At 58.0% G+C, this 22,659-nt stretch carries 17 protein-coding genes; 10 read left to right on the top strand and 7 right to left on the bottom strand.

The window, feature by feature from the left end; translation table 11 throughout:
- The first annotated feature begins 32 nt into the window (after positions 1 to 32).
- Positions 33 to 5,504, top strand: a complete 5,472-nt coding sequence (locus ACZZ0G_RS28820; RefSeq protein WP_463558559.1) for a trifunctional serine/threonine-protein kinase/ATP-binding protein/sensor histidine kinase — start codon at positions 33 to 35, stop codon at positions 5,502 to 5,504.
- Positions 5,505 to 5,802: 298 nt separating this feature from the next.
- The gene (gabP, locus tag ACZZ0G_RS28815) at positions 5,803 to 7,227 is read left to right on the top strand and encodes a GABA permease (RefSeq protein ID WP_463558558.1); all 1,425 of its coding nucleotides are present in this window, start codon (positions 5,803 to 5,805) and stop codon (positions 7,225 to 7,227) included.
- Here the strand turns inward: gabP and ACZZ0G_RS28810 are convergent.
- Positions 7,216 to 7,779 carry an ATP-binding protein gene (locus tag ACZZ0G_RS28810; protein ID WP_463558557.1) on the bottom strand — a complete coding sequence of 188 codons (564 nt, stop codon included), beginning with the start codon at positions 7,777 to 7,779 and terminating at the stop codon, positions 7,216 to 7,218. The two genes, gabP and ACZZ0G_RS28810, sit on opposite strands and share 12 nt — an antisense overlap.
- A gap of 215 nt (positions 7,780 to 7,994) precedes the next feature.
- Between ACZZ0G_RS28810 and ACZZ0G_RS28805 the strand changes: the two genes are divergently transcribed.
- The 5 genes from ACZZ0G_RS28805 to ACZZ0G_RS28785 all read left to right on the top strand — a co-directional run bounded on the left by ACZZ0G_RS28805 (position 7,995) and on the right by ACZZ0G_RS28785 (position 12,610).
- Positions 7,995 to 8,408 (top strand): PaaI family thioesterase, encoded by a 414-nt coding sequence (locus tag ACZZ0G_RS28805; protein WP_463558556.1) that lies wholly within the window; start codon positions 7,995 to 7,997, stop codon positions 8,406 to 8,408.
- A gap of 415 nt (positions 8,409 to 8,823) precedes the next feature.
- Complete coding sequence (locus ACZZ0G_RS28800) at positions 8,824 to 9,816, top strand: hypothetical protein (protein ID WP_463558555.1); 993 nt, start codon at positions 8,824 to 8,826, stop codon at positions 9,814 to 9,816.
- Between the two features lie 2 nt (positions 9,817 to 9,818).
- Positions 9,819 to 10,451: a DUF2997 domain-containing protein gene (locus ACZZ0G_RS28795; protein WP_463558554.1), complete on the top strand. Its 633-nt coding sequence runs from the start codon at positions 9,819 to 9,821 to the stop codon at positions 10,449 to 10,451.
- Complete coding sequence (locus tag ACZZ0G_RS28790) at positions 10,452 to 10,973, top strand: 4Fe-4S single cluster domain-containing protein (RefSeq protein ID WP_463558553.1); 522 nt, start codon at positions 10,452 to 10,454, stop codon at positions 10,971 to 10,973.
- Between the two features lie 26 nt (positions 10,974 to 10,999).
- Entirely contained in the window at positions 11,000 to 12,610 is a 1,611-nt protein-coding gene (locus ACZZ0G_RS28785) for an AAA family ATPase (RefSeq protein ID WP_463558552.1), read from the top strand.
- A gap of 192 nt (positions 12,611 to 12,802) precedes the next feature.
- Here ACZZ0G_RS28785 and ACZZ0G_RS28780 read toward each other — a convergent pair whose 3' ends face one another.
- Complete coding sequence (locus tag ACZZ0G_RS28780) at positions 12,803 to 14,662, bottom strand: ABC transporter ATP-binding protein (protein ID WP_463558551.1); 1,860 nt, start codon at positions 14,660 to 14,662, stop codon at positions 12,803 to 12,805.
- A 235-nt stretch (positions 14,663 to 14,897) separates the two neighbouring features.
- On the opposite strand from ACZZ0G_RS28780, the gene ACZZ0G_RS28775 reads away from it, so the two are divergent.
- From ACZZ0G_RS28775 to ACZZ0G_RS28765, 3 genes are all read left to right on the top strand, one after another.
- Positions 14,898 to 15,092, top strand: coding sequence for a hypothetical protein (locus ACZZ0G_RS28775; RefSeq protein WP_463558550.1), 195 nt, complete (start codon positions 14,898 to 14,900; stop codon positions 15,090 to 15,092).
- Positions 15,093 to 15,131: 39 nt separating this feature from the next.
- Positions 15,132 to 15,443: a hypothetical protein gene (locus ACZZ0G_RS28770; RefSeq protein WP_463558549.1), complete on the top strand. Its 312-nt coding sequence runs from the start codon at positions 15,132 to 15,134 to the stop codon at positions 15,441 to 15,443.
- 425 nt (positions 15,444 to 15,868) lie between these two features.
- Positions 15,869 to 16,126 carry a DUF2790 domain-containing protein gene (locus tag ACZZ0G_RS28765; protein WP_463558548.1) on the top strand — a complete coding sequence of 86 codons (258 nt, stop codon included), beginning with the start codon at positions 15,869 to 15,871 and terminating at the stop codon, positions 16,124 to 16,126.
- A 53-nt stretch (positions 16,127 to 16,179) separates the two neighbouring features.
- Here ACZZ0G_RS28765 and ACZZ0G_RS28760 read toward each other — a convergent pair whose 3' ends face one another.
- The 5 genes from ACZZ0G_RS28760 to ACZZ0G_RS28740 form a co-directional block, all read right to left on the bottom strand.
- On the bottom strand, positions 16,180 to 17,115 hold the full coding sequence (locus tag ACZZ0G_RS28760) for a LysR family transcriptional regulator (protein ID WP_463558547.1): 936 nt from the start codon (positions 17,113 to 17,115) through the stop codon (positions 16,180 to 16,182).
- A gap of 268 nt (positions 17,116 to 17,383) precedes the next feature.
- The gene (locus tag ACZZ0G_RS28755) at positions 17,384 to 18,337 is read right to left on the bottom strand and encodes an aldo/keto reductase (protein WP_463558546.1); all 954 of its coding nucleotides are present in this window, start codon (positions 18,335 to 18,337) and stop codon (positions 17,384 to 17,386) included.
- Positions 18,338 to 18,359: 22 nt separating this feature from the next.
- Positions 18,360 to 19,826 (bottom strand): efflux transporter outer membrane subunit, encoded by a 1,467-nt coding sequence (locus ACZZ0G_RS28750; protein WP_463558545.1) that lies wholly within the window; start codon positions 19,824 to 19,826, stop codon positions 18,360 to 18,362.
- Between the two features lie 19 nt (positions 19,827 to 19,845).
- Complete coding sequence (locus ACZZ0G_RS28745; RefSeq protein ID WP_463558544.1) at positions 19,846 to 21,309, bottom strand: DHA2 family efflux MFS transporter permease subunit; 1,464 nt, start codon at positions 21,307 to 21,309, stop codon at positions 19,846 to 19,848.
- Between the two features lie 6 nt (positions 21,310 to 21,315).
- On the bottom strand, positions 21,316 to 22,446 hold the full coding sequence (locus tag ACZZ0G_RS28740) for an HlyD family secretion protein (RefSeq protein WP_463558543.1): 1,131 nt from the start codon (positions 22,444 to 22,446) through the stop codon (positions 21,316 to 21,318).
- Positions 22,447 to 22,659 lie beyond the last annotated feature (213 nt).

Below are 22,659 nucleotides of genomic sequence, written 5' to 3'. Positions count from 1 at the left end.
TGGCAGAAAACCCTTTGACGGTGTCGAGACACATGGCCAGCAGAAAGCAGATTTTGTGGGACGACGGCGAGCGGGTATTCACCCGCGAACGAGATCAGGGGGAGGGCAGTTCCAGCGTGCTGATGGTGCGTCCGGCACTCGCTCAGCCGCTGCCCGCAACGCTCGACCGACTGGCACACGAATACGGCCTCAAAGACGATCTGCACCGTGAATGGGCGCTGCAACCGCAAGCCCTGAAACGCGTCGGCGGTAGCACGCGCTTGCTGTTCGACGATCCCGGCGGCGAGCCGTTGTCGCGCCTGCTGATCGCGCCGCTGGACATCGAGACCTGCCTGTTGCACGCCATCAACATTGCCGTGGCACTCGGCCGTTTGCACCAGGGCGGGCTGGTGCACAAGGACCTCAAACCACAGCACATCCTCGTCAATTGCCATGACGGTCACGCCCGTCTGACGGGCTTCGGTCTGGCCACGCGCCTGCCGCGCGAGCGCCAGGCGCCGGCGCCGCCGGAAACCATTGCCGGCACCCTGGCCTACATGGCGCCCGAACAAACCGGGCGGATGAACCGCTCGATCGACTCGCGCAGTGATTTGTATGCCTTTGGCGTAACCCTGTATCAGATGCTCACCGGCTCGCTGCCATTCAGTGCCAATGAGCCGATGGAGTGGGTGCATTGCCACATCGCCCGTGTACCGATGCCCGCGTGCGAACGGGTGGCCACCGTGCCGGTGATGCTCTCGCGTGTGGTCATGAAGCTGCTGGCCAAGACGGCCGAGGAGCGCTATCAAAGCGCCGCTGGCGTCGAACATGACCTGCGCCGTTGTCTGGACGATTGGCAACGAGCGCGGCAGATCAATGTGTTCACGTTGAACGAGCAGGGCGCGATCGATCGCTTGCTGATCCCGGAGAAACTCTATGGGCGTGAGCGCGAAGTGCAGACGCTGATCGACGCCTTCGCCCAAGTGGTGCAGACCCCTACGCCGAAGCTGGTGCTGGTGTCCGGTTATTCCGGCATCGGCAAGTCCTCGGTGGTCAGTGAGTTGCACAAAGTGCTGGTGCCGTCGCGGGGTTTGTTCGCCGCCGGCAAGTTCGATCAGTACAAACGCGACATTCCCTATGCAACGCTGGTCCAGGCGTTTCAGGGGTTGGTGCGCACGCTGCTGGGCAAGCGCCGCGAGGTGCTCGCTGACTGGCGCGCGGCGTTGCTGCAGGCACTGTCGCCCAATGCGCGGTTGATGACCGAGCTGATCCCGGAACTCAAGCTGATTATTGGCGAGCCGCCACCGGTGCCGGAGTTGGAACCGCAACAGGCGCAGCAGCGCTTCATGAGGGTGTTGCAGAGTTTCATCGGCGTGTTCGCCCGGCCCGAGCACCCGTTGGCGCTATTTCTCGATGACCTGCAATGGCTGGACGCGGCGACGCTCGATCTGCTGGAGGATCTGCTGACCCGCGCGGAGCTTGGGCACCTGTTGCTGGTGGGGGCGTACCGCAATAACGAGGTCGATGCGGATCACAGACTCAGCGCAAAACTCGAGGCCTTGCGCACTGCTGGCGTACACATCGACGAGATCCGCTTGGCTTCGCTCGCGGGCGTGCACATTGAACAACTGATTGCCCAATCCCTGCGCTGCCCACCCGCGAGCATCGTGGCGCTGGCGCGGCTGGTGCTGGACAAGACCGGCGGCAATCCGTTTTTCGTCATCCAGTTTCTACACGCGCTGGCCGAAGAAGAACTGCTGGTTTACGACCACCAGGCCAGCCGCTGGCGCTGGGATCTGGCATTGATCAACGCCAAAGGCTACACCGATAACGTGGTCGATCTGATGCTCGGCAAACTGGCGCGCCTGCCGCTGGAGACGCGCCATGCCCTGCAACAATTGGCCTGCCTGGGCAACGTCGCGCGGATCGATACCCTGGCCACCGTGCTCGACTTGTCGACGGCTCGCGTGCACGCGGCGCTGTGGCCGGCAGTGCGCCAGGAACTGGTGGAGTTTCACGAAGGCGCCTGTGCGTTTGCCCATGACCGCATTCATGAAGCTGCGTATTCGCTGATCGCCGAAGACGAACGTGCGCAGACTCACCTGCGCATCGGTCGTTTGCTGGCGCTGCAAACACCGGGGAAAGGGCGTGAAGACGCGATTTTTGAAATCGTCGGCCAACTCAATCGCGGCGCCACTTTGATCAGCGCCTGTGCCGAACGTGAACAACTGGCCGAATTCAACCTGCTCGCCGGCCAGCGCGCCAAGGCTTCGACCGCCTACACCTCGGCACTGACTTACCTGGGCGCGGGCGCTGCGGTGCTGGGCGAGCAAGGCTATGACAGTCGCCATGAACTGGGGTTTGCCCTCGAGTTGAACCGTGCCGAGTGCGAATTCCTCACCGGGCAACTGGCACTGGCCGACGCGCGTCTGACTGCGCTGGCCGAGCGCGCCATGACCACGGTGGAGCGAGCGGCGGTCACGTGTTTGCAGATGGACGTTTATCTGCTGCTCGATCGCAGTGATCGTGCGGTGAGTGTGTGCCTGACGTATTTGCGTCAGGTCGGCATCGACTGGACGGCGCATCCGGACGATCAGCAAGTGCGCCAAGAGTATGAACAGATCTGGACGCAACTGGGAGAACGCAGCATCGAACAGTTGATCGATCTGCCGCTGATGGAAGATCCGGCCTGGCTTGTGACGCTGGATGCATTAAGCAAGCTCTTCGCGCCGGCATTGCAGTCCGATGCAAACCTCGCCTGCCTGACCATTTGCAAAGCCGTCAGCTTGAGTTTGCAACATGGCAACTGCGACGCTTCCTGCATGCTCTACGCCAACGTTGTGCGCGTCGCCGGCCGGCGTTTCGGCGACTATGCCGCCGGTTACCGTTTTGGCCGATTGGGCTGCGATCTGGTCGACCGCCGTGGCCTGACGCGATACGAAGCGCGCACCTACCTGTGCTTCTCGATTTTTGTGGTGCGCTGGATGCGACCGGTACGCGAGTGCCGCGAATTGCTGCGGCGTGCGCTCAGCGCCGGCAACCGCATTGGCGATTTGCCCTATGCGGCCTATGCCGGCAACAGCCTGATTTCCGACTTGCTGTTTATTGGCGAGCCACTGGCGGAGGTGCAGGTTCAGGCTGAAGCGGGGCTGGCCTACGCGCAGAAAATCCGCTTCGGTCTGGTCGTGAGTTTCATGAGTTGCCAACGGGCACTGATCCGCATGTTGCGCGGGCAGACCCCAGTGTTCGGCAGTTTCAACGATGAGTATTTCGATGAGGCGCGCTTTGAGGCGAAGCTTGCCGCGCCGGATCTGGCGCTGGCTCGCGGCAAATATTGGGTGCGCAAGCTGCAGGCGCGTTATCTGGCCGGGGATTATCCGGCCGCCGCCGACTGCGCGGCTCAGGCCAGAGAACTATTGTGGGTGATCTCGTCGTTTTTCGAGGAGGCCGAATATCACTTCTACGCCGCGTTAACCCTGGCTGCCTGCGTCGAGGCGGATGCTGATCAGTTGCAACGTTTGCGTGAACACCACGAGCAACTGCAAACCTGGGCGCAACAGTGTGCAGAAACCTTTGCCAGTCAGACGGCGCTGGTGGCTGCCGAAATGGCTCGCGTTGCAGGGCAGGTGATCGAAGCCGAGTCGCTGTACGAGCAAGCGATTCAACTGGCCCGGGACAACGGTTTTGTCCACGTCGAAGCCTTGGCCAATGAACTCGCCGCGCGGTTCTACGGCGCCCGCAGCCTGAGCAAAATCGCCCGCCTGTACCTGCAAGACGCGCGTTACGGTTACCTGCGCTGGGGCGCCGATGGCAAGGTGCGGCAACTGGAGCGACGTCACCGCCATTTGCGCAATGAAGAGCCAGCGCCCGGCCCGACCGCGACGATCACCACGCCGGTCGAGCATCTGGATCTGGCCACGGTACTCAAGGTTTCTCAAGCGGTTTCCGGCGAAATCGTCCTCGATCGCCTGATCGAAATGATCATGCGCACCGCCATCGAACAGGCCGGCGCCGAGCACGGCCTGCTGATTCTGACAGAGGGTGAGGCGGCGTATATCGCCGCGCGAACCCGCATCGACGACGACAGCACGCTATTGTGCAATGAACCGGTGAGTGCAGCGGTGCTGGCCGAATCGATGCTCTATCAGGCCCTGCGCACCGGTGAAAACCTGTGCCTGGACGATGCCTGCGCCGATCCGGCATTTGCCGCTGACCCGTACATTCAACAGCGCGGTGCGCGCTCGATCCTCTGTCTGCCGTTGATGAATCAGGCGCGGATCGCCGGGGCGCTGTACCTGGAGAACAACCTGTCGGCCGGTGTGTTCAGCCCGGCGCGTATCGCCGTGCTGCGGCTGGTGGCTTCGCAGGCGGCGATCTCGCTGGATAACGCGCGGCTGTATCGCGATGTCGCCGAGCGCGAGGCGAAGATTCGTCGGCTGGTCGATGCCAACATCATCGGCATCATCGTCTGGAGTATCGAAGGCGAAATCATCGAGGCCAATGACGCCTTTCTGCGCATGGTCGGTTACGAGCGCGACGATCTGCTGTCGGGCAGCGTGCATTGGCGCGACATGACGCCGCCGCCACTGCGCACGAAAAGTGAAGCGGCGCTGGCGACCGCGATCCGCACCGGCCGCGCCCAGCCATTCGAGAAGGAATACATCCGCAAGGACGGCAGTCGCCTGCCGGTGATCGTCGGTCTGGCCGCGTTCGAGGCCAGTCAGCAACAAGGCGTGGCGTTCGTCCTCGACCTCAGCGAGCGCAAACAGGCCGAGGAACAGGTACGCGAAGGCGAGCGTCGTTTTCGCCAGGTCCAGACGGAACTGGCTCACGCCAACCGCGTGGCGACCATGGGCCAGTTGGCGGCGTCCATCGCCCATGAAGTCAACCAGCCCATCGCGGCTACGGTGACCAATGCCAACGCGGCGTTGCGTTGGCTTGGCGCACAACCGCCGAACACCGACGAAGTCAAGCAGAGCCTCAGACGGATCATCAACGATGGCAACCGCGCGGCCGACGTGCTCGGGCGGATCCGCGCGCTGATCCGCAAGACGCCACCGCAACGTCATGCAGTGGATCTCAATGCGCTGGTGGGCGAGATGGTCGGGTTCACGCGTGGTGAAGCGGCCCGCTATGGGACGCTGGTCACCACACAACTTGCCAGCGACTTGCCCGCAGTAGTGGCCGACCGCGTCGAGTTGCAGCAGGTCCTGCTCAATCTGATCATCAACGGCCTGGAGGCCATGGCAGTAATGGCGGAGGGCGAGCGTCGGCTATTCATCACCAGTGAATCCGTTGATGAAAACGTGCAGATTGTGGTCAGCGACTCCGGGCCGGGATTCGCCTGCGAGCACGCCGAAGAAGTTTTCACCGCGTTCTACACCACCAAATCCACCGGGCTGGGCATGGGGCTGTCGATCTGTCGCACGATCATCGAAAGCCATGGCGGGCATTTGTGGGCGGAGGCGAACACGCCTTGCGGGGCGCGGGTAGTCTTTACGTTGCCGGGGTGTGCGGGGAGGTGAGGGCGAGATGGGGTATCCGTCGTCAGATACGTTGTGACTTATCGGTGTTCATTGCGACCGATTGGTTTTGGTGTGTCGATATCAGACACAACCATGGCGCATTCAGGCTACTGAATCATTCGTCAGGCCGGGTAAGGTGACGTGGCTCTACAACAAAATAATCCCATCTAGATCATGGGGTTGATAAGAACTGCGGCGGTTGAGAAGGCTTCTTTCGGGGCATTCAGCAGGCAACGATGATGATCGATCGCCTCAGTCAACTCGCTCAAATGTCGATCAGCAGAGAATAAAAAAACCAATGATCAGCCCGAACTCCATGGATTCGAGTAGCCAATTGGCGCAGGGCTTCAAGCCTCGTCACGTCACTATGCTGTCCATCGCCGGGATTATCGGCGCCGGATTGTTCGTCGGCTCGGGGCATGCCATTGCGGCGGCGGGGCCGGCGGTGCTGCTGGCTTATCTGTTCTCGGGTCTGCTCGTCGTGCTGGTCATGCGCATGCTCGGCGAAATGGCGGTGGCCAATCCGGACACCGGCTCGTTCTCGACCTATGCCGATCAAGCGATCGGGCGCTGGGCGGGGTTCACCATTGGTTGGCTCTATTGGTGGTTCTGGGTGTTGGTGATTCCCATCGAAGCATTGGCGGCCGGCCATGTTTTGAACCAATGGTTTCCTCAGGTCGATGCCTGGCTGTTCGCCTTGGGCTCGATCATTGCGTTGGTGGTGACCAACCTGTTCAGCGTGTCCAAATACGGTGAATTCGAATTCTGGTTCGCCATGGCCAAGGTCGTGGCGATCATTGGTTTTATCGGTGTCGGTTTCGCCGTGCTGATGGGCTGGGTTCCCGACAGGGAAGTCAGCGGGTTGAGCGGGTTGATGGCCGACCACGGCGGATTTGCGCCCAACGGCCTGTCAGCGGTTGTCGGCGCGTTCATCACCATCATGTTCAGTTTCATCGGTACCGAAGCGGTGACCATTGCCGCTGCCGAATCCAACGACCCGTCGCGCAACATTGCCAAGGCCACCCGCTCGGTGATCTGGCGTATCGGCGTGTTTTACCTGCTGTCGATCTTCGTGGTGATCTCCGTGGTGCCGTGGAATGATCCGTTGCTGGCCTCGGTCGGCTCTTATCAGCGCGCTCTGGAAATCATGAACATTCCCCATGCCAAGTTCATGGTCGATGTGGTCGTCCTGATCGCTGTGGCCAGTTGCATGAACTCCTCGATCTACATTGCCTCGCGCATGTTGTACTCGCTGGGCCGGCGGGGCGATGCGCCGAAGATGCTGAAGGCGACTTCCTCGGAAGGTGTGCCGCGCGCCGCGGTTATCGCCAGCACGGTGATCGGTGCGTCAATTACCGTATGGAGTTATTTCATGCCTGCCGGGCTGTTTCAATTTCTGCTGGCCAGCTCCGGCGCGATTGCCTTGCTGGTGTACCTGGCGATCGCGGTGTCGCAACTGCGCATGCGGCGGATACTGCGCCAGCGCAACGTCGAGCTGACCTTTCGCATGTGGCTGTTTCCGTGGCTGACATGGCTGGTGATCGTGTTCATCTGCGCAGCGTTGGCGGTGATGATGATCACCCCGGAACACCGCACCGAAGTCACCACCACCATCGGCCTGGCGTTGGCGATTTCCTTTATCGGCCTGGTGACGTCGCGTCATCCTGCGCCGGCGGTGAGGGTCACGTCGGTGGGTAAAAAAATCGGCAGTTCATTGCGCTGAACCGTTCATTGGCGCCCGGATTTGCGTCAAAGCCTGAATGACATGGGCTGCCATTTTTTCGGGACTGATCGTCCCGTCCACTCGCAGCACCGAGGCCGTTTGCGCTGATAACCACGCTTCGTGCCAGGCGCGATTGCGTCCTGAAAAGTCCGGATTGTCGTACTGCGAGGCCCATTCTCGAAAGGCGACATGTATCTCATGCATGTCGCCACCCGGTGCAATCCGCTCTCCAAAGCGTTGCTTTTCCCGTGCCGCCAGCCGTTCGAGGCGAACGGACGTTGGTGTGACAACGAACGCAATCAGATCGGCATGGGCAATCAACGCATCCCCCCAATCAATACAAGAACCCGTCAGCACCCAATCGTCGTCACCGAGTTCTTGCTGCATCAATGAAACACGCTCACTGACCGAACGCTTGGTTGTGAACGGAGGATTGGTAGGCATCCAGAAGAAATCGTCGACATCGACCTGGCGTATGCCCAGTAGATGGGCGAGGTGCTGACCCAAAGTCGTCACGCCCGCACACGAAGCGCCTGTAATGTAGATCCGCAATTCTTCCTCCTTGAGTCTTGGCCGGTTTCGGGGGCAGCAAGATATCAAGATCGCTCCTAGCGTGTCAGTGCCGCTCTTCAGGACTCACGGTTTATTACCGGAGATTCCACATCCGTATAGTGCTTGCCCCGTCGCGCGATTACCCCTAAACCCTCGAATTGAAGCGATGTATTGCGGTCAATGACACCGGTGAATCGCCGGCACACGGAGGGATCATGGACGCCAGCGCAATTCCCGAAGGTTTCACCCCGTTTACCCGCAGCAGCCCGTTGCTGGATTTGCTGGGCCCGATCTACGCGCGCGGCAGCGGGCTGCAATTGGAGCTGGGGTTGTTGACTGACTCACGCCATGCCAATGGCCGTGGCACCTTGCATGGCGGGGTATTGGCGACATTGGCCGATGTCGGCATGGGCTACGCCATGGCCTTCTCCAGCGACCCTCCACAGCCATTGATCACGGCGAGCATGACCCTGGATTATCTCGGCGCGGTAAAAATGAACGAGTGGCTGGAAGTGCGTCTGGAGTACTCGAAAAAGGGGCGTCAACTGGCGTTTGCGGCGGTTAGTTTGCATGTCGGGGAGCGCACGGTTGCGCGGGCCAGTGCGGTGTTTGCGGTGCCAATGGGGTGAGGTGTGTTCACCGCACAGGTTGAATGACTGGAGGATTTTTAACGTCCGATTTGGCATTCTCAAACGGGGGCTGCGCCTTGCCGGAGTTGCCGCTCGAGTGTAGGGTACACAGCCGCTGCGATCTGTAGCGAAGCCAACTACCCGTGATGCTCTCTACTGGTAATGCCAAAACGTTAGGTATTGAGCGTTAGGTAATGACCTTGAAGTCTTGCTGTTTGATCGTTCCTTGCTGCCTGTAACTGCAACGACCCCGGCCACTACAAAAGCGGTAAGGGTAGTTCGCCAGAACCGTATGGCTACTTCAGATCATCCCTGGTGCGTGATACGCCAAAAACGTCAGTGGCATAGACCAATGAGCAGTTCTAAAGTCACCCCCTCAGTACCCGCTACTGCACCAACTCTAGAAGGTTTGTGAATGATAAAAACTATCCCTATATGGAAAATGATGATGGCCACCAGGGGTAAGATATTGGGACTTGCACTCCTGGCATCCTTACCTGTTTTTGTTGTTGGCAGTGCGTGGGTATTCCTTGAAGGTTTGAAAAATGGGCAAAAGAGCCAAGCTATAATGGGGTTTATCTGTCTATTTTTCTTTGGTGTGGGCAGCGTGCTATTTGCACCTTCAAGAAAATATATTCCCGGCAAAACATTTCAGGGTTATAGAAATAAAAAGCTCAATACAAGGACAGCCGTATATTACGGTTACGCAATCATTATTTTTATTTGCTCGGTTTTTGCGGTGCTTGTACCGAAAGATATGCTGAAAGCCCTAGGCTATGGGGTGGTGGGTATTGTTGGTATTTATTATTATTCAAAGAGCCTAAAGTTTCACGCCGATATCGATTTTTCGACAAATGAGTATTTGGCAACTGCTCTGGGATTTCCAGCAGGTGAGAAAATTCTGCTCAGCTACCAGAATTTTGATGCGGGCGAAGTTGAAGCAGGTTGCAATGCTTTTGCCGCAACGGCGACAAAGTTAATTGTAGCGTCGTTTGATGGGAGTGTTTGGGAAAAGCTATCACGGGACCTGAATCAGATCTCGCGCATTGGTATCATTGGCGATGAAAGCCAAAATTACTACGTTAAATTGCAGTTTAATGATGGAGCCGATGCTTTGCTGCGCATTGGACTATATGAAAAGCTCACATCAAATCCCGTCTTGGTAGTAAGAAGGCTGTTGGAAACGATTGATGCAAGTCTCTTGAGTGATAATGGGACACTAAAGACAGCACCAAGACGTCGGGTAGTTGTCAGTTCTGCAGCGCCAATCTCGATTTCAGAAGCTGTTGCGCCTGAGTCTACGCGCGCAGCCATGGTGCCCGTACGCAAAATTGAAGTGGCCCCTGATGTATTAAATGCCATCCGGTCCGCCGAGGAAGTTGCTCCCGGTCGCAGGCTGGAGCTTTAACAATGTCGCATTGTACAAAGTTTGAATTTTCTTATGTTGATGAAGAAGCCATTGCCAAAGCTTTCGGCAAGATGGGCCTTAGTCCAACGACGGGTCTGGTTTCCATGTTTTCCAGCGACTTCAGTAAAAAAGTGCTGGGCAAAATAGGCTATATGGGCGCGCAGCAATTTCGAGCTATTTGTGGCCAAACCGCTGATGAATTCAATCTATTCGTTTGCAAAATTGAGGATGGCTCGTACAAGCTTCTCATCGAACGGGAAAATATTTCTGACAACGATGAATCGATAATGGCTGATTTGGCATTAAGCTTTCAGAAAGCGTACATCAGCGTAGCCATCGATGAAACGATCAAGCGTATAGACGCATCAGGTATTCCAGCAAGAGTGAAAGAAAGTCTTCAAGGGTTCGAGATTGAATTTGGACCTCACTACGAATACAGCATTCATGTGACGGTTACCGGCGATCAAGTGACGGAGGAGGTGCGTGGCGTGAAAGGCGACATTTGCACAAAACTTACTGAAGAGCTTGAGTCGCTACTGTCCAGCCCTACGGCGGAGCTTGTAACTGAGTGGAAGCCGGAATATACCGTAGTCCATGAAGAGCAGACCCTTCAAATTCTCAGTGCGAATTTCTGAATGGACATCAATGTACATCATATGGAATTGAGCAGCGTTAACGGCCCCGGGTTACGTTTGACCTTATGGGTGCAGGGTTGTGCGCTGAATTGCAAGGGTTGCTTCAACCAGGCCACCCACACTCGCGAAGCGAGTACGCTGATGTCTGTTTATGAATTGGCACAGAAGATAAATGCACTGGACATCGCCGGGGTGTCTCTTTCTGGAGGCGAGCCGCTCGACCAGGCGCAAGCTTTGGAGCAATTGATACATGCCGTCGATGGCGAGAAAAACTGGATACTCTATACAGGCTATACGCCAAAAGAGATATTCGAGAATGACGCCATGATTCGAGTTGTTAAAGCCGTGGACTTGACGCTGGCCGGTCGCTATCGGCATAACGCTAAACATCCCTATCAGCACAAGCAGATTATCAAAACCAGCGACAGAGTCGATATGGGTTTCTTTAGTAATAGAAGGGCCGTCGAATTTGTTGTGTCAAGTACTGCGGTTACCAAAACCGGTCTTCCGATGCATGTGTAGCCTAGTTCAGGCGTAGGGATATAGATATGAACCGTACTCAGCAGATAACAGATTACCTCAAGGCGCGTTATGCGGTATTGGTCGTTGAAACTTTCGAAGAAGAGCGTGCGCTCAACGAAATTTCTGAAATCGCCAAGACGCTTAACCATCGCTTGTTCGTTTGGAACTCGACGCTAGGCGTTCAGATAAATGGCGCCGTGGCTGGAGATAAAACCTTTGATTTGAAAATGGCCTTGGACTTTTGTGAAGAAAAAGCAAAGGAGGAAGGCAGCAAAAATATTTTTGTTTTCTGTGATGCTCATAACTACCTGGCCTCAAGCTCAAATCCTGTTTACCGTCGTCGACTTCGAGATTTGGCCATAAATATCCGCTCGCGTGGATACCGAAGTAATTGCATTGTCGTGGCGCCCAGCTTTGAAATTGCCAATGATCTGCAGAAGGAAGTTACATTGATCGATTTTCCTTTGCCGTCAAGAGACGAAGTCAAGGCTCAAATAAATAACTTTGTTAATTCCTGGCAGGGCAACAGCAGCGTTAAGATTGACCTTTCCAGCGAAACCAAAGATAAACTCATTGATGCCGCTTTGGGACTTACGGGGCTGGAAGTGGATAATAGCTTGTCTCGTTCATTGGTATCCAGTCTGAGCTTGAATGAAAATACCGTAAAGGATCTGCTTTCCGAAAAAAGACAAATTATCCGGAAAACGGGTATCTTGGAATACATCGACTCAAAGATAAGTCTTGAGGATGTTGGAGGGTTGGCCACTCTTAAAAAGTGGCTGCATTTACGTAGCCAGTGCTTTGGGCAGGCGGCGCGGGAGTTCGGTGTCGGAACCCCAAAGGGTTTGCTCTTAACTGGAGTTCCTGGTTGCGGTAAGTCTCTAACGGCGAAATGCGTATCGTCGTCATGGAACATGCCCCTATTGCGTTTGGACATGGGGAAGATCTTCCAAGGCGTGGTCGGTTCCTCAGAATCCAATATCCGTTCCGCACTGCGTACTGCCGAAGCTATTTCGCCCTGTATTCTATGGATCGATGAAATCGAAAAAGGACTTTCCGGTTCTTCCGGAGGTGCATCTGACGGAGGTACGGCTACACGCGTATTCGGCACGCTGTTGACTTGGATGCAAGAAAAAACGGCACCTGTTTTTGTCTTTGCTACTGCTAACAACATCAACAGCTTGCCTCCGGAGTTGTTGAGAAAGGGGCGATTCGACGAAATATTTTTCGTTGACTTCCCATCGACTTTAGAAAGAAAGAAGATTCTTGAAATACACCTGAAAAAATTGAAGCGCGACCCGGAAAAATTTGATCTGGATCGCTTGGCTGCTCTAGGGGGCGAGTCGAATTTCGGTAAAGATATCGTGCTTTCTGGTGCTGAAATCGAAGCCTGGGTTGGGGATTCGCTGATTGAAGCGTTCTCACGGCGGATGAATGGCTCTGGTGATGCAAGCGACCTGACGATGGCTGATTTTGAAACCACTATTTCGCGTTTGGTACCGATGAGCAAAATGCGTAAAGACGAGTTCACCAAACTCCGTGATTGGGCGAATCAAAATGCAATTAGCGCTTCGGCTACGCTTGCCGGTCAAAATGATACGGAAACTCAAATCGGCGGCAGGCAAATTGATTTTTAATTTGCGGTGACATGGCAGCCTCGCCTAAACGCTGGCGACACACCCACGCGGTCCAGCAGAGCCGCGTGGGCGCAAGGAAGAAGGCCCTTTGTGACCAGCATTTCTTGCCTCTAAACAGGATTCCGGACCGCTAGAATCGGATATCGGTGAGCGGGGTAACTGTCGGCTCAAACGACTGCTGCTGGTTCACCCTCAAGCCTGATCCATCGCCGCCGCCACGCCCTGATCCTCACCCAGAAACCCACCACTCTGATGCTGCCAGAGCCGCGCATAAATGCCGTTTTTGTTGAGCAATTCCGTGTGCGTCCCTTGTTCGATAATCCGCCCCTCATCCATGACAATCAGTCGATCCATCGCGGCAATCGTCGACAACCGATGCGCAATAGCGATCACGGTTTTCCCCTGCATCATTTCATCAAGGCTTTCCTGAATGGCCACTTCGACTTCAGAGTCCAGCGCACTGGTGGCTTCATCGAGCAGCAGGATCGGCGCGTTCTTGAGCATCACTCGGGCAATGGCGATGCGTTGGCGCTGGCCGCCGGAGAGTTTGATGCCGCGTTCACCGACCAGGGTGTCGTAGCCGCTGTGGCCTTGTTTGTCGCTGAGTTGGCTGATGAAACCGTCGGCCTGTGCGTTCGCGGCGGCGCGGCGGATGTCCTCGTCGGTGGCGTCCGGGCGGCCGTAGGCGATGTTGTCGCGTATCGAGCGGTGCAGCAGCGACGTGTCCTGGGTGACCATGCCGATCGCGCTGCGCAGACTGTCTTGCGTCACGTGCGCTATGTTCTGACCATCGATGCGGATCTCGCCGCTGTCGACGTCATAGAAACGCAGCAGCAGATTGATCAGCGTCGATTTGCCCGCACCGGAGCGGCCGACCAAGCCGATTTTCTCGCCAGCGCGGATGTTCAGGCTCAAATTGTCGAGGACCTGACGTTCGCCGTTGTAGTTGAAATTGACCTTGTCGAACGTCACCGCGCCGCCCGCCGGCACCAGCACGCCGGCGTTCGGCGCGTCCTGCACTTTGGGGCCACGGGTGAGGGTGGCCATGCCGTCCTGGACGGTGCCGATGTTTTCGAACAGCGACGTCATCTGCCACATGATCCAATGCGACATGCCGTTGATGCGCAGCGCCATGGCGGTGATCGCCGCCACCGCGCCGGTGCCGACCTGGCCCAGATGCCACAGCCACAGGGCATAGCCGCCGGCACCGATAATCAGCCCGACCACCAGCGCCTGATTGACGATTTCGAACTGGCTGACCAGACGCATCTGGCGAAAACCGGTGAGCTTGAAATCCTCCATCGCCGCGCGCGCGAAGTGCGCTTCGCGTTTGGAGTGCGAGAACAGTTTCACCGTGGTGATGTTGGTGTAGGCGTCGGCAATACGTCCGGTCATCGACGATCGCGCATCGGCCTGTTCCTGGCCGACCTTCCCTAAACGCGGCACAAAATAAACCATGGCCAGCCCGAATAACGCGAGCCAGGCAATGAACGGCAGCATCAGTTTCAGGGCAAAGCCGCCGGCCAGGGCGATGATCGCAATGAAGTAAACGCCGATGCCCGGTGCGATTTCGATCAGGGTGAACAACACCTCGCGCACGGCCAGCGCGGTCTGCATGACCTTGGTCGTGACCCGCCCGGAGAACTCATCGGAGAAGAACGAAAGGCTTTGCCGCAGCATCAGCCGATGGAAATCCCAGCGCAGCCGCAGCGGCAAGTTGATCGCCAATATCTGGTGCTGGACCATGGTGCGCAGCGCCACCAGGCCGATGCTGATGAACAACACAATGCCGATGCCCCACAGCACGCGGCTTTCCTGCGCGTTGACACCGCCGCCGGCCTGCCACGTCGAGAGCAGATCGACGACCTGGCCGAGAAAGGAAAACAGCCAGGCTTCGTAGATCGACACACCGGCACTGAGCAGCGCCAGCGCAAAGATATAACCGCGTGCGCCGCGCGTGCAGGCCCACAGGAACCGCATCAGGCCAACGGGCGGGGGTGGTGCTTCGTCGGGGGGGAAGGGGTCGAGTCGTTGTTCAAACACGCGAAGCATTGTGGTCTCCGAAATCATCAGGGTCAGGGGATTTTGCCACTTAATGGCGGTGTTGCGGGTTTGCATGTCACTGACTTGTCCCCAACAAGTGTTATCGCCCGGGATCACGGCGGTGCACAACCCCAAGGATTCCGGGTACATGCCGATCAGCTAAGCTGTCTGCTCAGACGACTTGAGCAGCGCACGATGCAACGAACAAATCCGGTTTCATGTTGGGAGTCGATGGGCAAAGGAAATGTTTAATTTCTTTTTGACACTTTTATTCGTCTTGATCCCCACGGCGTCGCTTTCACTCGACAGTTACCTGCGCTACCGAGTCGCCAGAAACAAACCGGTGAGCAATGTCTGGAAGGGGTGTAATCATTTGCTTTCCATTCTGCTGCTCATGCAGTTGCTGGGTTTGGCGCTGTACTTCTTCTACATCGCCTGAGCGCGGTGATTGTCGGCCTTCCAGGGAGAGGAAACGTACGTGATCCCGAATTATCGAATTCGCTTCTACTCGCTCATCGGTGCGCTGTTATGTCTGCTCGGGGCATTGGCCAGTGCTGAACAGATACACAACGCCGCGACCCTGTGGCAGTTCGACGTCACGACGGGGCGGGGCGTCTCCAAAGTCCGGGAACACTTGGTCTTCGATCAACAGCCGTGGCGCTTCGGTTTTTATCTGCTGATGGCCATTGCCGTTTTCATTGCCTCGACTGGCGCGGGGCTGTGGTTGTGCTGGGGTGTTTTGCGCGGGCGGCGGGCGTTCAAGCGCTGGAGTGGGAAATTCCTTAGATAGTCACTCGTTTTGATAGAGGGTCTGAATATGCTGGGTTTCGGTTCCGCACTGTTGGTCATAGGAGTGGGGTTGATTTTGTATGTGTCCGATATGTTCGGGTATTCGAAGTCTGTAGAGGCAGAGCGGTCTCAGCTGACGTCTGCTCAAGTGTTAACCAAAGAGCAGAGAGCCAAGCGTCGCTATTTTCAGTCGGCAGGCGTCGCCAGAGTTGTCGGTGGGTTGGCGATAGCCGTCGGGCTTTTGATCCTGGCTGTCTTTGCTTGAAAAACGTCGATGCCAACTAGCGAATCCAGCCATTGCTCCCCAATTCGGCAACAGTGTTTGTCCCACCACCCGATTTTTCCCGCCCCCGTCATTCCCTAGCATCGTCTCCAGGCCGTCAGCAATCACGCTGAAGCGGCCCACTCAACGAGACGGTGAACATCATGAACACAATGAAAATGGCGCTGGCGTTACTGCTTGGCAGTCTGGGCGCACAGGCTTATGCGGATTCAGCGCCGACGCAAAACCTGCCGGTCGAAACCTATGGCTACTCGAGCAAACTCGACATCGAGCATGTGATCTCGATCACCGAGCCGGCCAATGAATGCGCGCCGGTGCCGGTGCAGATGACTTATGAGGATTCCCATGGCGAGCGCCATGTTCTGCAATACCAGGTCATGGGCACTGGCTGCTCCAGTTGATTCAGTTGATTCAGTGCAGAGAGGGGAGGGTCGACACTCCTTGTCTGCTGCGCTCAGGGCTTTCTTGCTCCGGCAATATCTTCGTCCGATGCCAGTAATTCCGGGATCGACTGCTTGAGAAAATCCACCCAGGTTCTGGTCTTCGCATCAACGAACTTGCGCGACGGATAGATCGCGAACAGGTTCAACTCCTCCAGCCGGTACTCCGGCAACACTCGCACCAACGTCCCCGCCCGCAGGCCATCCACGGCCGAAGCTATCGGCTGAATGCCGATGCCCATGCCTTTTCTGATCGCGATGGTCATGCCGTCGGCGGTATTGATATGGAAAGGTGACACGGGAATGGTGATGGTCTCCATGCCTTGCGGCCCCTCGAACGTCCAGTGCTCCACCGGCATTACCGTGTTGACGATGCGCAGGCACTCATGTTCGGCGAGGGCGTCGGGCGAGTCGGGCATGCCGCGTTTTTCCAGATAGGCCGGCGACGCGCAGAGGATGCTGTAGGTGATGCCCAGCCGTTGCGCGACGAAGCCGGAATCCGGCAGTTCACGAGCCAGTACGATGGACATGTCGTAGCCTTCTTCGAGCAGGTCCGGTACGCGGTTGGTCAGGGTCAGGTCGAACATCACCGAGGGATGAATCTCGCGATAGCGCGCGATGGCGTCGATCACATAGTGGTTGCCGATGGCCGACATGGCGTGGATTTTCATGCGGCCCACGGGCAGGGTTTGTGCGGTGCCGGCCTCTTCGTCGGCCTCGCGGACATCATCGAGTATGCGTTCGCAGCGTTGCAGGTAGCGCAGACCGGCTTCGGTCAGGGCGAGGCGGCGGGTGGTGCGGTTGATCAGGCGCGTGTGCAGACGGGTTTCAAGGGCGGACACGGCTTTGGAGACGTTGGTTGTGGTGGTGTCGAGCAGTAGGGCGGCCGCCGTAAAGCTGCCGCTTTGCGCGACGGCGACGAAGAAACGCATGCTCTGGAAAACGTCCATCGTTGTTCCGCCTTATGGTGGGTTGTGTGGTGTTGGTGAGTCGGTGTTCACTTCTAATGGCAGCCCCTCACCCTAACCCTCTCCCGGAGGGAGAGGGGACTGACCGAGGTGTCTTACGCTGTCCGCCGACCTGATCAACCTTGGCGATTATGGATTCGGCAACATGCTTTCGATTTGGCGAATCACTTGAACATCCCCCAATCAGGCTCCCTCTCCCTCCGGGAGAGGGCGGGGGGTGAGGGCTACACTCTGAGTCACGCCACAAATTTCAAGACTTACGCCCGGGAATAAACCCCGGCACCCCGGTTTCCACCACCGAATTGAAGCGGATCCGCGTGCTGATGTCTTCCCTGATTTCACGCATCGCCCGCTGCGGCAATGTCGCAACATCAAAATTCTCCTGAATATGCGCTGGCGTCGCCGAGGTCGTCAGAAACGCCGTGCCACGCTGCACGGCCCACGCCAGCGCCACTTGCGCCGGAGTCTTCTGCACATGCCGGGCAATCCCGCTCAGCACCACATCCTCCAGCACGTTCGGCTGCATCCCGTGACCCAGCGGCGCGAACGCCAGAAGAATGATGCCGTGCTGTTGGCAGAACTCGAGCATTTCCCATTCCGGCAGATACGGGTGCGACTCGATTTGCACCACGGCGGGTTTGATCCGTGCGTGCGCGACGATCTCTTTCAGCGCTTGCAAAGTAATGTCCGACAAACCGATGGATTTGCAGCGACCCTCATCCACCAGACTTTCCAGCGCCCGCCAGGTGTCGAGCAACGTGATCTCGCCATCGTAGATGACATGGCCGAATACATCGCGTGGATCCTGATCATCACCCGGTTGAAAAGCAAATGGCGTGTGGATCAGGTAGCAATCGATGTACTCGGTTTGCAAACGTTGGCAACTCGCTTCAAAGGCCGGTTTGACCCGCTCCGGACGGTGGTTGGTGTTCCACAGTTTGGTGGTGATGAACACGTCTTCGCGGCGAATCTGCCCGTCAGCGAACACCTGTTGAAATGCCACACCAATCTGCGCTTCGTTGCGATAACGTTCAGCGCAGTCAAAGTGACGGAAACCCACCTCCAGCGCGCATTTGACCGCTTCAGTGGTGGTGCTCAAATCGCGGAACAATGTGCCAAAACCAACGGCCGGCATCGAGCCTGCACCGTTGTTCAGCGGCCAGCGGGTGTCGCGAAGCGCATCGTGAAAGGCTTCGTAGGTCATGATTTTTCTCCAGTGTCGGTGGTTACAGCGGGGTTTGCTCAGTGCCTGCACGGGCGGCGATTTTTTGCTCGAAGACGCCGACGGAGTTGCCGCCCAGCGCCACGAACAATTGCACGGTGTCGAGATAACGCGTGGTCCTCACGCGAATCTGCCCAAGCAGCGCCTGCTCGTACGCGCGCTCGGCTTCGAGCACTTGCAGAACGCTGTTTTCACCTTGGGCGTAAGCTTGTTGGTTGAGTTGCAAGCTGCTGTCGGCGGCGCGTAACGCATCGTCCTGCGCGAGGTTTTGTTCGGCGCCGTGATGGATCGCCTGCAAGCTGTCCGCGACCTGGCCGAACGACTGAATCACCGTCTGCTGATAGCGTGCGAGCGAGGCGTTGTAGCCATCGATGGCAGCCTGACGCTCGGCTTTCAGCGTACCGCCATTGAAGATCGGAGCAGTCAGGCCGGCCGCAAACCCCCATAGTGCGGCGCCGCCATTGCCGGACGCGGCTTGTGCCAGTGAGGCCGACAACTCAATGCGCGGATAGAGATTGGCCGTCGCCACCCCCACGGCTGCGCTGGCCATGCGCAGTTCGGCTTCGGCCTGCAAGATATCCGGACGATTGCGGGCGGTTTCCGAAGGCAGGCTAACCGGCAGCGTCGTCGGCAAGGCAAAGTCGCTGAGGGTGAAGTCCGGTGCGATCCAGTCGGCCGGGCCTTTGCCGGCAAGGATCGACAATGCATGCCGCGCCGCATCACGCTGCTGGGCAAGCGGCGGCAGCAGGGTGCGATCCTGCGCAAGCCGCGTTTCGGCCAGCGACACATCGATGCGCGTGGTGCTGCCGCTTTGCTGAGCACGCTGCACCAGATCAAGGTTTTTTGAGTCATTGGCCAGCAGCGTTTGCACCGCCTCCATTTGCGCATTGGCCGAGGCGATCAGCAGTGCTTGCCGGGCCACTTCACCGGTCAATGTGAGGTAGGCCGCTTCGTAGCGATGTTTGTGCAAATCGGCCAACGCCTGCTGGCCTTCGACTTCACGCTGGATACCACCGAAGGCATCCAGATCGAATGCCACACGCGGGCCGATGGCGTAGACGTTGGCAACGCTCGGCTGCGGCCCATTGTGGGTGCGTTGCCGTCCGCCGGCCGCCGCGAAATCCACTTGCGGATACAGCGCGCCTTCCGCTGCTGCAACCGAGGCAGCGGCCTGACGCAGGGTCGCATCGGCGGCGACCAGTTCGAGATTGCCGTCGATGGCGCGACGCATCAGTTGGTCGAGCTTCGGCGAGCGCAGCGCGCTCCACCAATCGCCGTGAAGGCGTTGGCCCATATCGAAGCGTTGAACGCCGGAGGATTGCTCGGCTTGTTCATCATAGTGCTCTGACGAACTGGCGGCGGGGCGCTGAAAATCAGGGCCGACAGTGCAGGCCGAGAGCATCACCATCAGGGCCAGCGCGGTAAACGCGCTGGGGATTGCAGAGCGAGTGAAGCGCGAAGATGTTTTCATTTTGCAGACTCCACAAAGATCAGTTGGCCGCAGCCGGTTTGCGCAGCAACAGCACCAGCGGACTCACCACGAGCATCGCCAGCATCAGAATCTTGAACTGGCCCATCACCGCGACGAACGCGGCCTGATGGGTCACCAGGTGGTTCAAATGTTCCAGCGCCGGCAGTGAAGTCGGCAGCGCCACGCGATAGGGCGTCAACTGACTGACCAGCGCCATGTGCATCGCCTGGGTGTTGTTGAAGAAAAAAATCTGCACCACCGCCACACCGAGGGTGCTGCCGTAGACGCGCATCAGGTTGAACAGTCCGGCGGCTTCCGGGCGCAATGCCGGGTTGAGCGTGCTGAACGCGACCTTGCTCAGCGCCGGCATCAACACGCCGAGGCCAACCCCTTGAATGAATCCGCTCCACGCCACGGGTGTCCAGTCCATCAACGGCGAGTAGCCGAGCATCATCCAGTTGGCGTAAACCACCAGCGCAATACCGGCGGCGACAAACAGCCGTGTGTCGATCCAGCCCGGCGCACGGCCCATCAGCAGGAACGCGCCGACCAGGCCGATGCCACGCGGGATGGTCAGGAAACCGGTGGTGTCCGGCGGGTAGCCCATGATTTCGTCGAGCATCGGTGAGGTCAGCGCCATGGTCGACAGCAGCACGAAACCGAGAGCGAAAAACATCACCGTCGACAGAACGAAATTGCGGTCGCTGAGCAACGCCTTACTGACAAAGTGCGTTTTGGCGGTCCACCGATGCACGACGAACAGGTACAACCCAAGCACGCAGGCCAGTGCTTCGATGCAGATTTCCAACGAGTCGAACCAGTCCAGGCGCTCGCCACGATCGAGGAGCATCTGCAGGCCGATCATGCCGAGAGTGAACGTGCCGAAGCCGAAGAAATCATAGGGCGGACGCTGCTCGGCTTTTTTCTCGGCCAGCAGCAATGCCACCAGCATGAAGATGTACGCAATCAGCGGCAGGCTCAGGTAAAACATCGGCCGCCAGTCGAGGTACTCGCAGATCAGGCCGCCAATGCTCGGACCACTGACGATGCCGAACAGCACCAGCGCCGTCCATTTCGCGCCGAACGCAGGACGCTTTTCTGCCGGCAGCGTTTCCAGTGCAATTGCCATCGACAGCGGCGCCAGCACACCACTGGCGAGGCCCTGCAAAATGCGCGCGGCGATGAATTCCAGCGGCGTGCTCGCCAACGTCCCAAGCCACAAACCGAGGGCAAACACCACCAGCGCTATCTGATAAACCCGCTTCAATCCGAAGGACGCGGCGAGCCACTGAGCGATCGGCAAAGTGATCGCGCTGGCGGCCAGATACGCCGTGAAAATCCACCCGGCCTGATCGTCAGTCATCGACAGGCTGCCCTGTATCAAGCGCAGGGCGGCATTAGGCAATGGCAGGTTCATCGATTGCAGATAAGTCGTCAGTAAGGCGACGAAGCGCAGTGCGCGCAGATCAGCCGTGTTGTTCATCTCCCATTACCCCGCGCTGAGCAACGACTTGAGTGGATACCACCATGGCGTGCGGTGGCCGGTGTCGACTTCGACGGTGGCGCTGGTGCCCGAGAACAACGGCATGGCCGGGTCGGCGTCGTCGAGTTCGAGGCGTACCGGCACCCGCTGCACCACCTTCACCCAGTTGCCGGTCGCGTTCTCCGGCGGCAGCAGGGCGAAGTCCGCGCCGGCGCCGGGGCTCATGCTGATCACGTGGGCCTTGAAGGGGCGATCAGGGTACGTGTCGAGGGTGATCGTCGCGGTCTGGCCGGGGCGCATATGCGTGACTTGGGTTTCGCGAAAGTTGGCTTCGACCCAGGTCTCATGGTCGGAAATCAACGCGAACGCGGCGCTGCCATTACTGACGTAATTGCCAACCTGCAAGTCGTCGACCTTGGCCACGATGCCGTCGGCCGGCGCGGTCACTGTGGCGTAAGACAGATAGAGCCGCGCCTCGTCGAGCTGGGCTTTGGCTTCACGCACGGTGGGATGCCGATCGATAGCGATGTCTGGATCACCGTTGAGGGCGACCACGGTGCTGGCGATCTGTTGCTCGATCGAGGCGATGCGTTGCCGTGAAACTTTCAGGTCGGTGTCGGCGCGCTCATAGGCTGCCCGCGAGACGAATTCGCTGGCGATCAGCGCTTTCTTGCGCGCGAACTCTTTCTGATCGTATTCCGCCGACGCCCGAGCGGATTGCAGTTCGGCCTGCTGCTGGCGATAGCCGGCCTTGAGGCCGTCGATGCGCAGGCGAGCGTTGCCTAACTGAGCTTCGGCGCGGTCGACCGCGATCTGTAACGGTTGCGGGTCGAGGCGAAACAACACCTGACCTTTGCGCACGGGCTGGTTGTCGTCCACGGCGATCTCGACCACTTGCCCGGACACCCGCGCATTGATCGATGCCTTGGCCACGCGGGCATAGGCGTTGTCGGTGGAAACGAAAGGCTCGTTCGCCCGGTATTGGCTATAGCCGATGACGGCAAACAGCGCGGGTAGGCCGGCCATCAACAATGGCCGCAGGGTTTGCTTGAACGGTTTCTTCGGCGGTGTATCCATCAGATCCTGGATCGGCTGGGCGCTGGCGTGTGCTGCGGTGAGATCAATTGGCTGGGTCATGATCGGCTCTGTCCAGGGTGCTGAAGCCAAAACGGGGCATCGGGCCGACTTGGGCAAAGCCTGTGGCCGCGACGTGTTTAATTACTGCGAGAAATCAAATCCGTGCGCGGTGGGGGAGGATCGCTCCGTACCGCTGTTCGTCGTCGCCACACCCGCTTCGAGCTGCGCCACAACAAAGCCGTTGATCAAGGAATTTCTGGTTCCTTAATTTTG

The organism is Pseudomonas sp. AC169 (assembly GCF_979258515.1).
The sequence above is the reverse complement of the archived record's forward strand: the minus strand, read 5'-3'. Positions and strand labels throughout refer to the sequence as shown.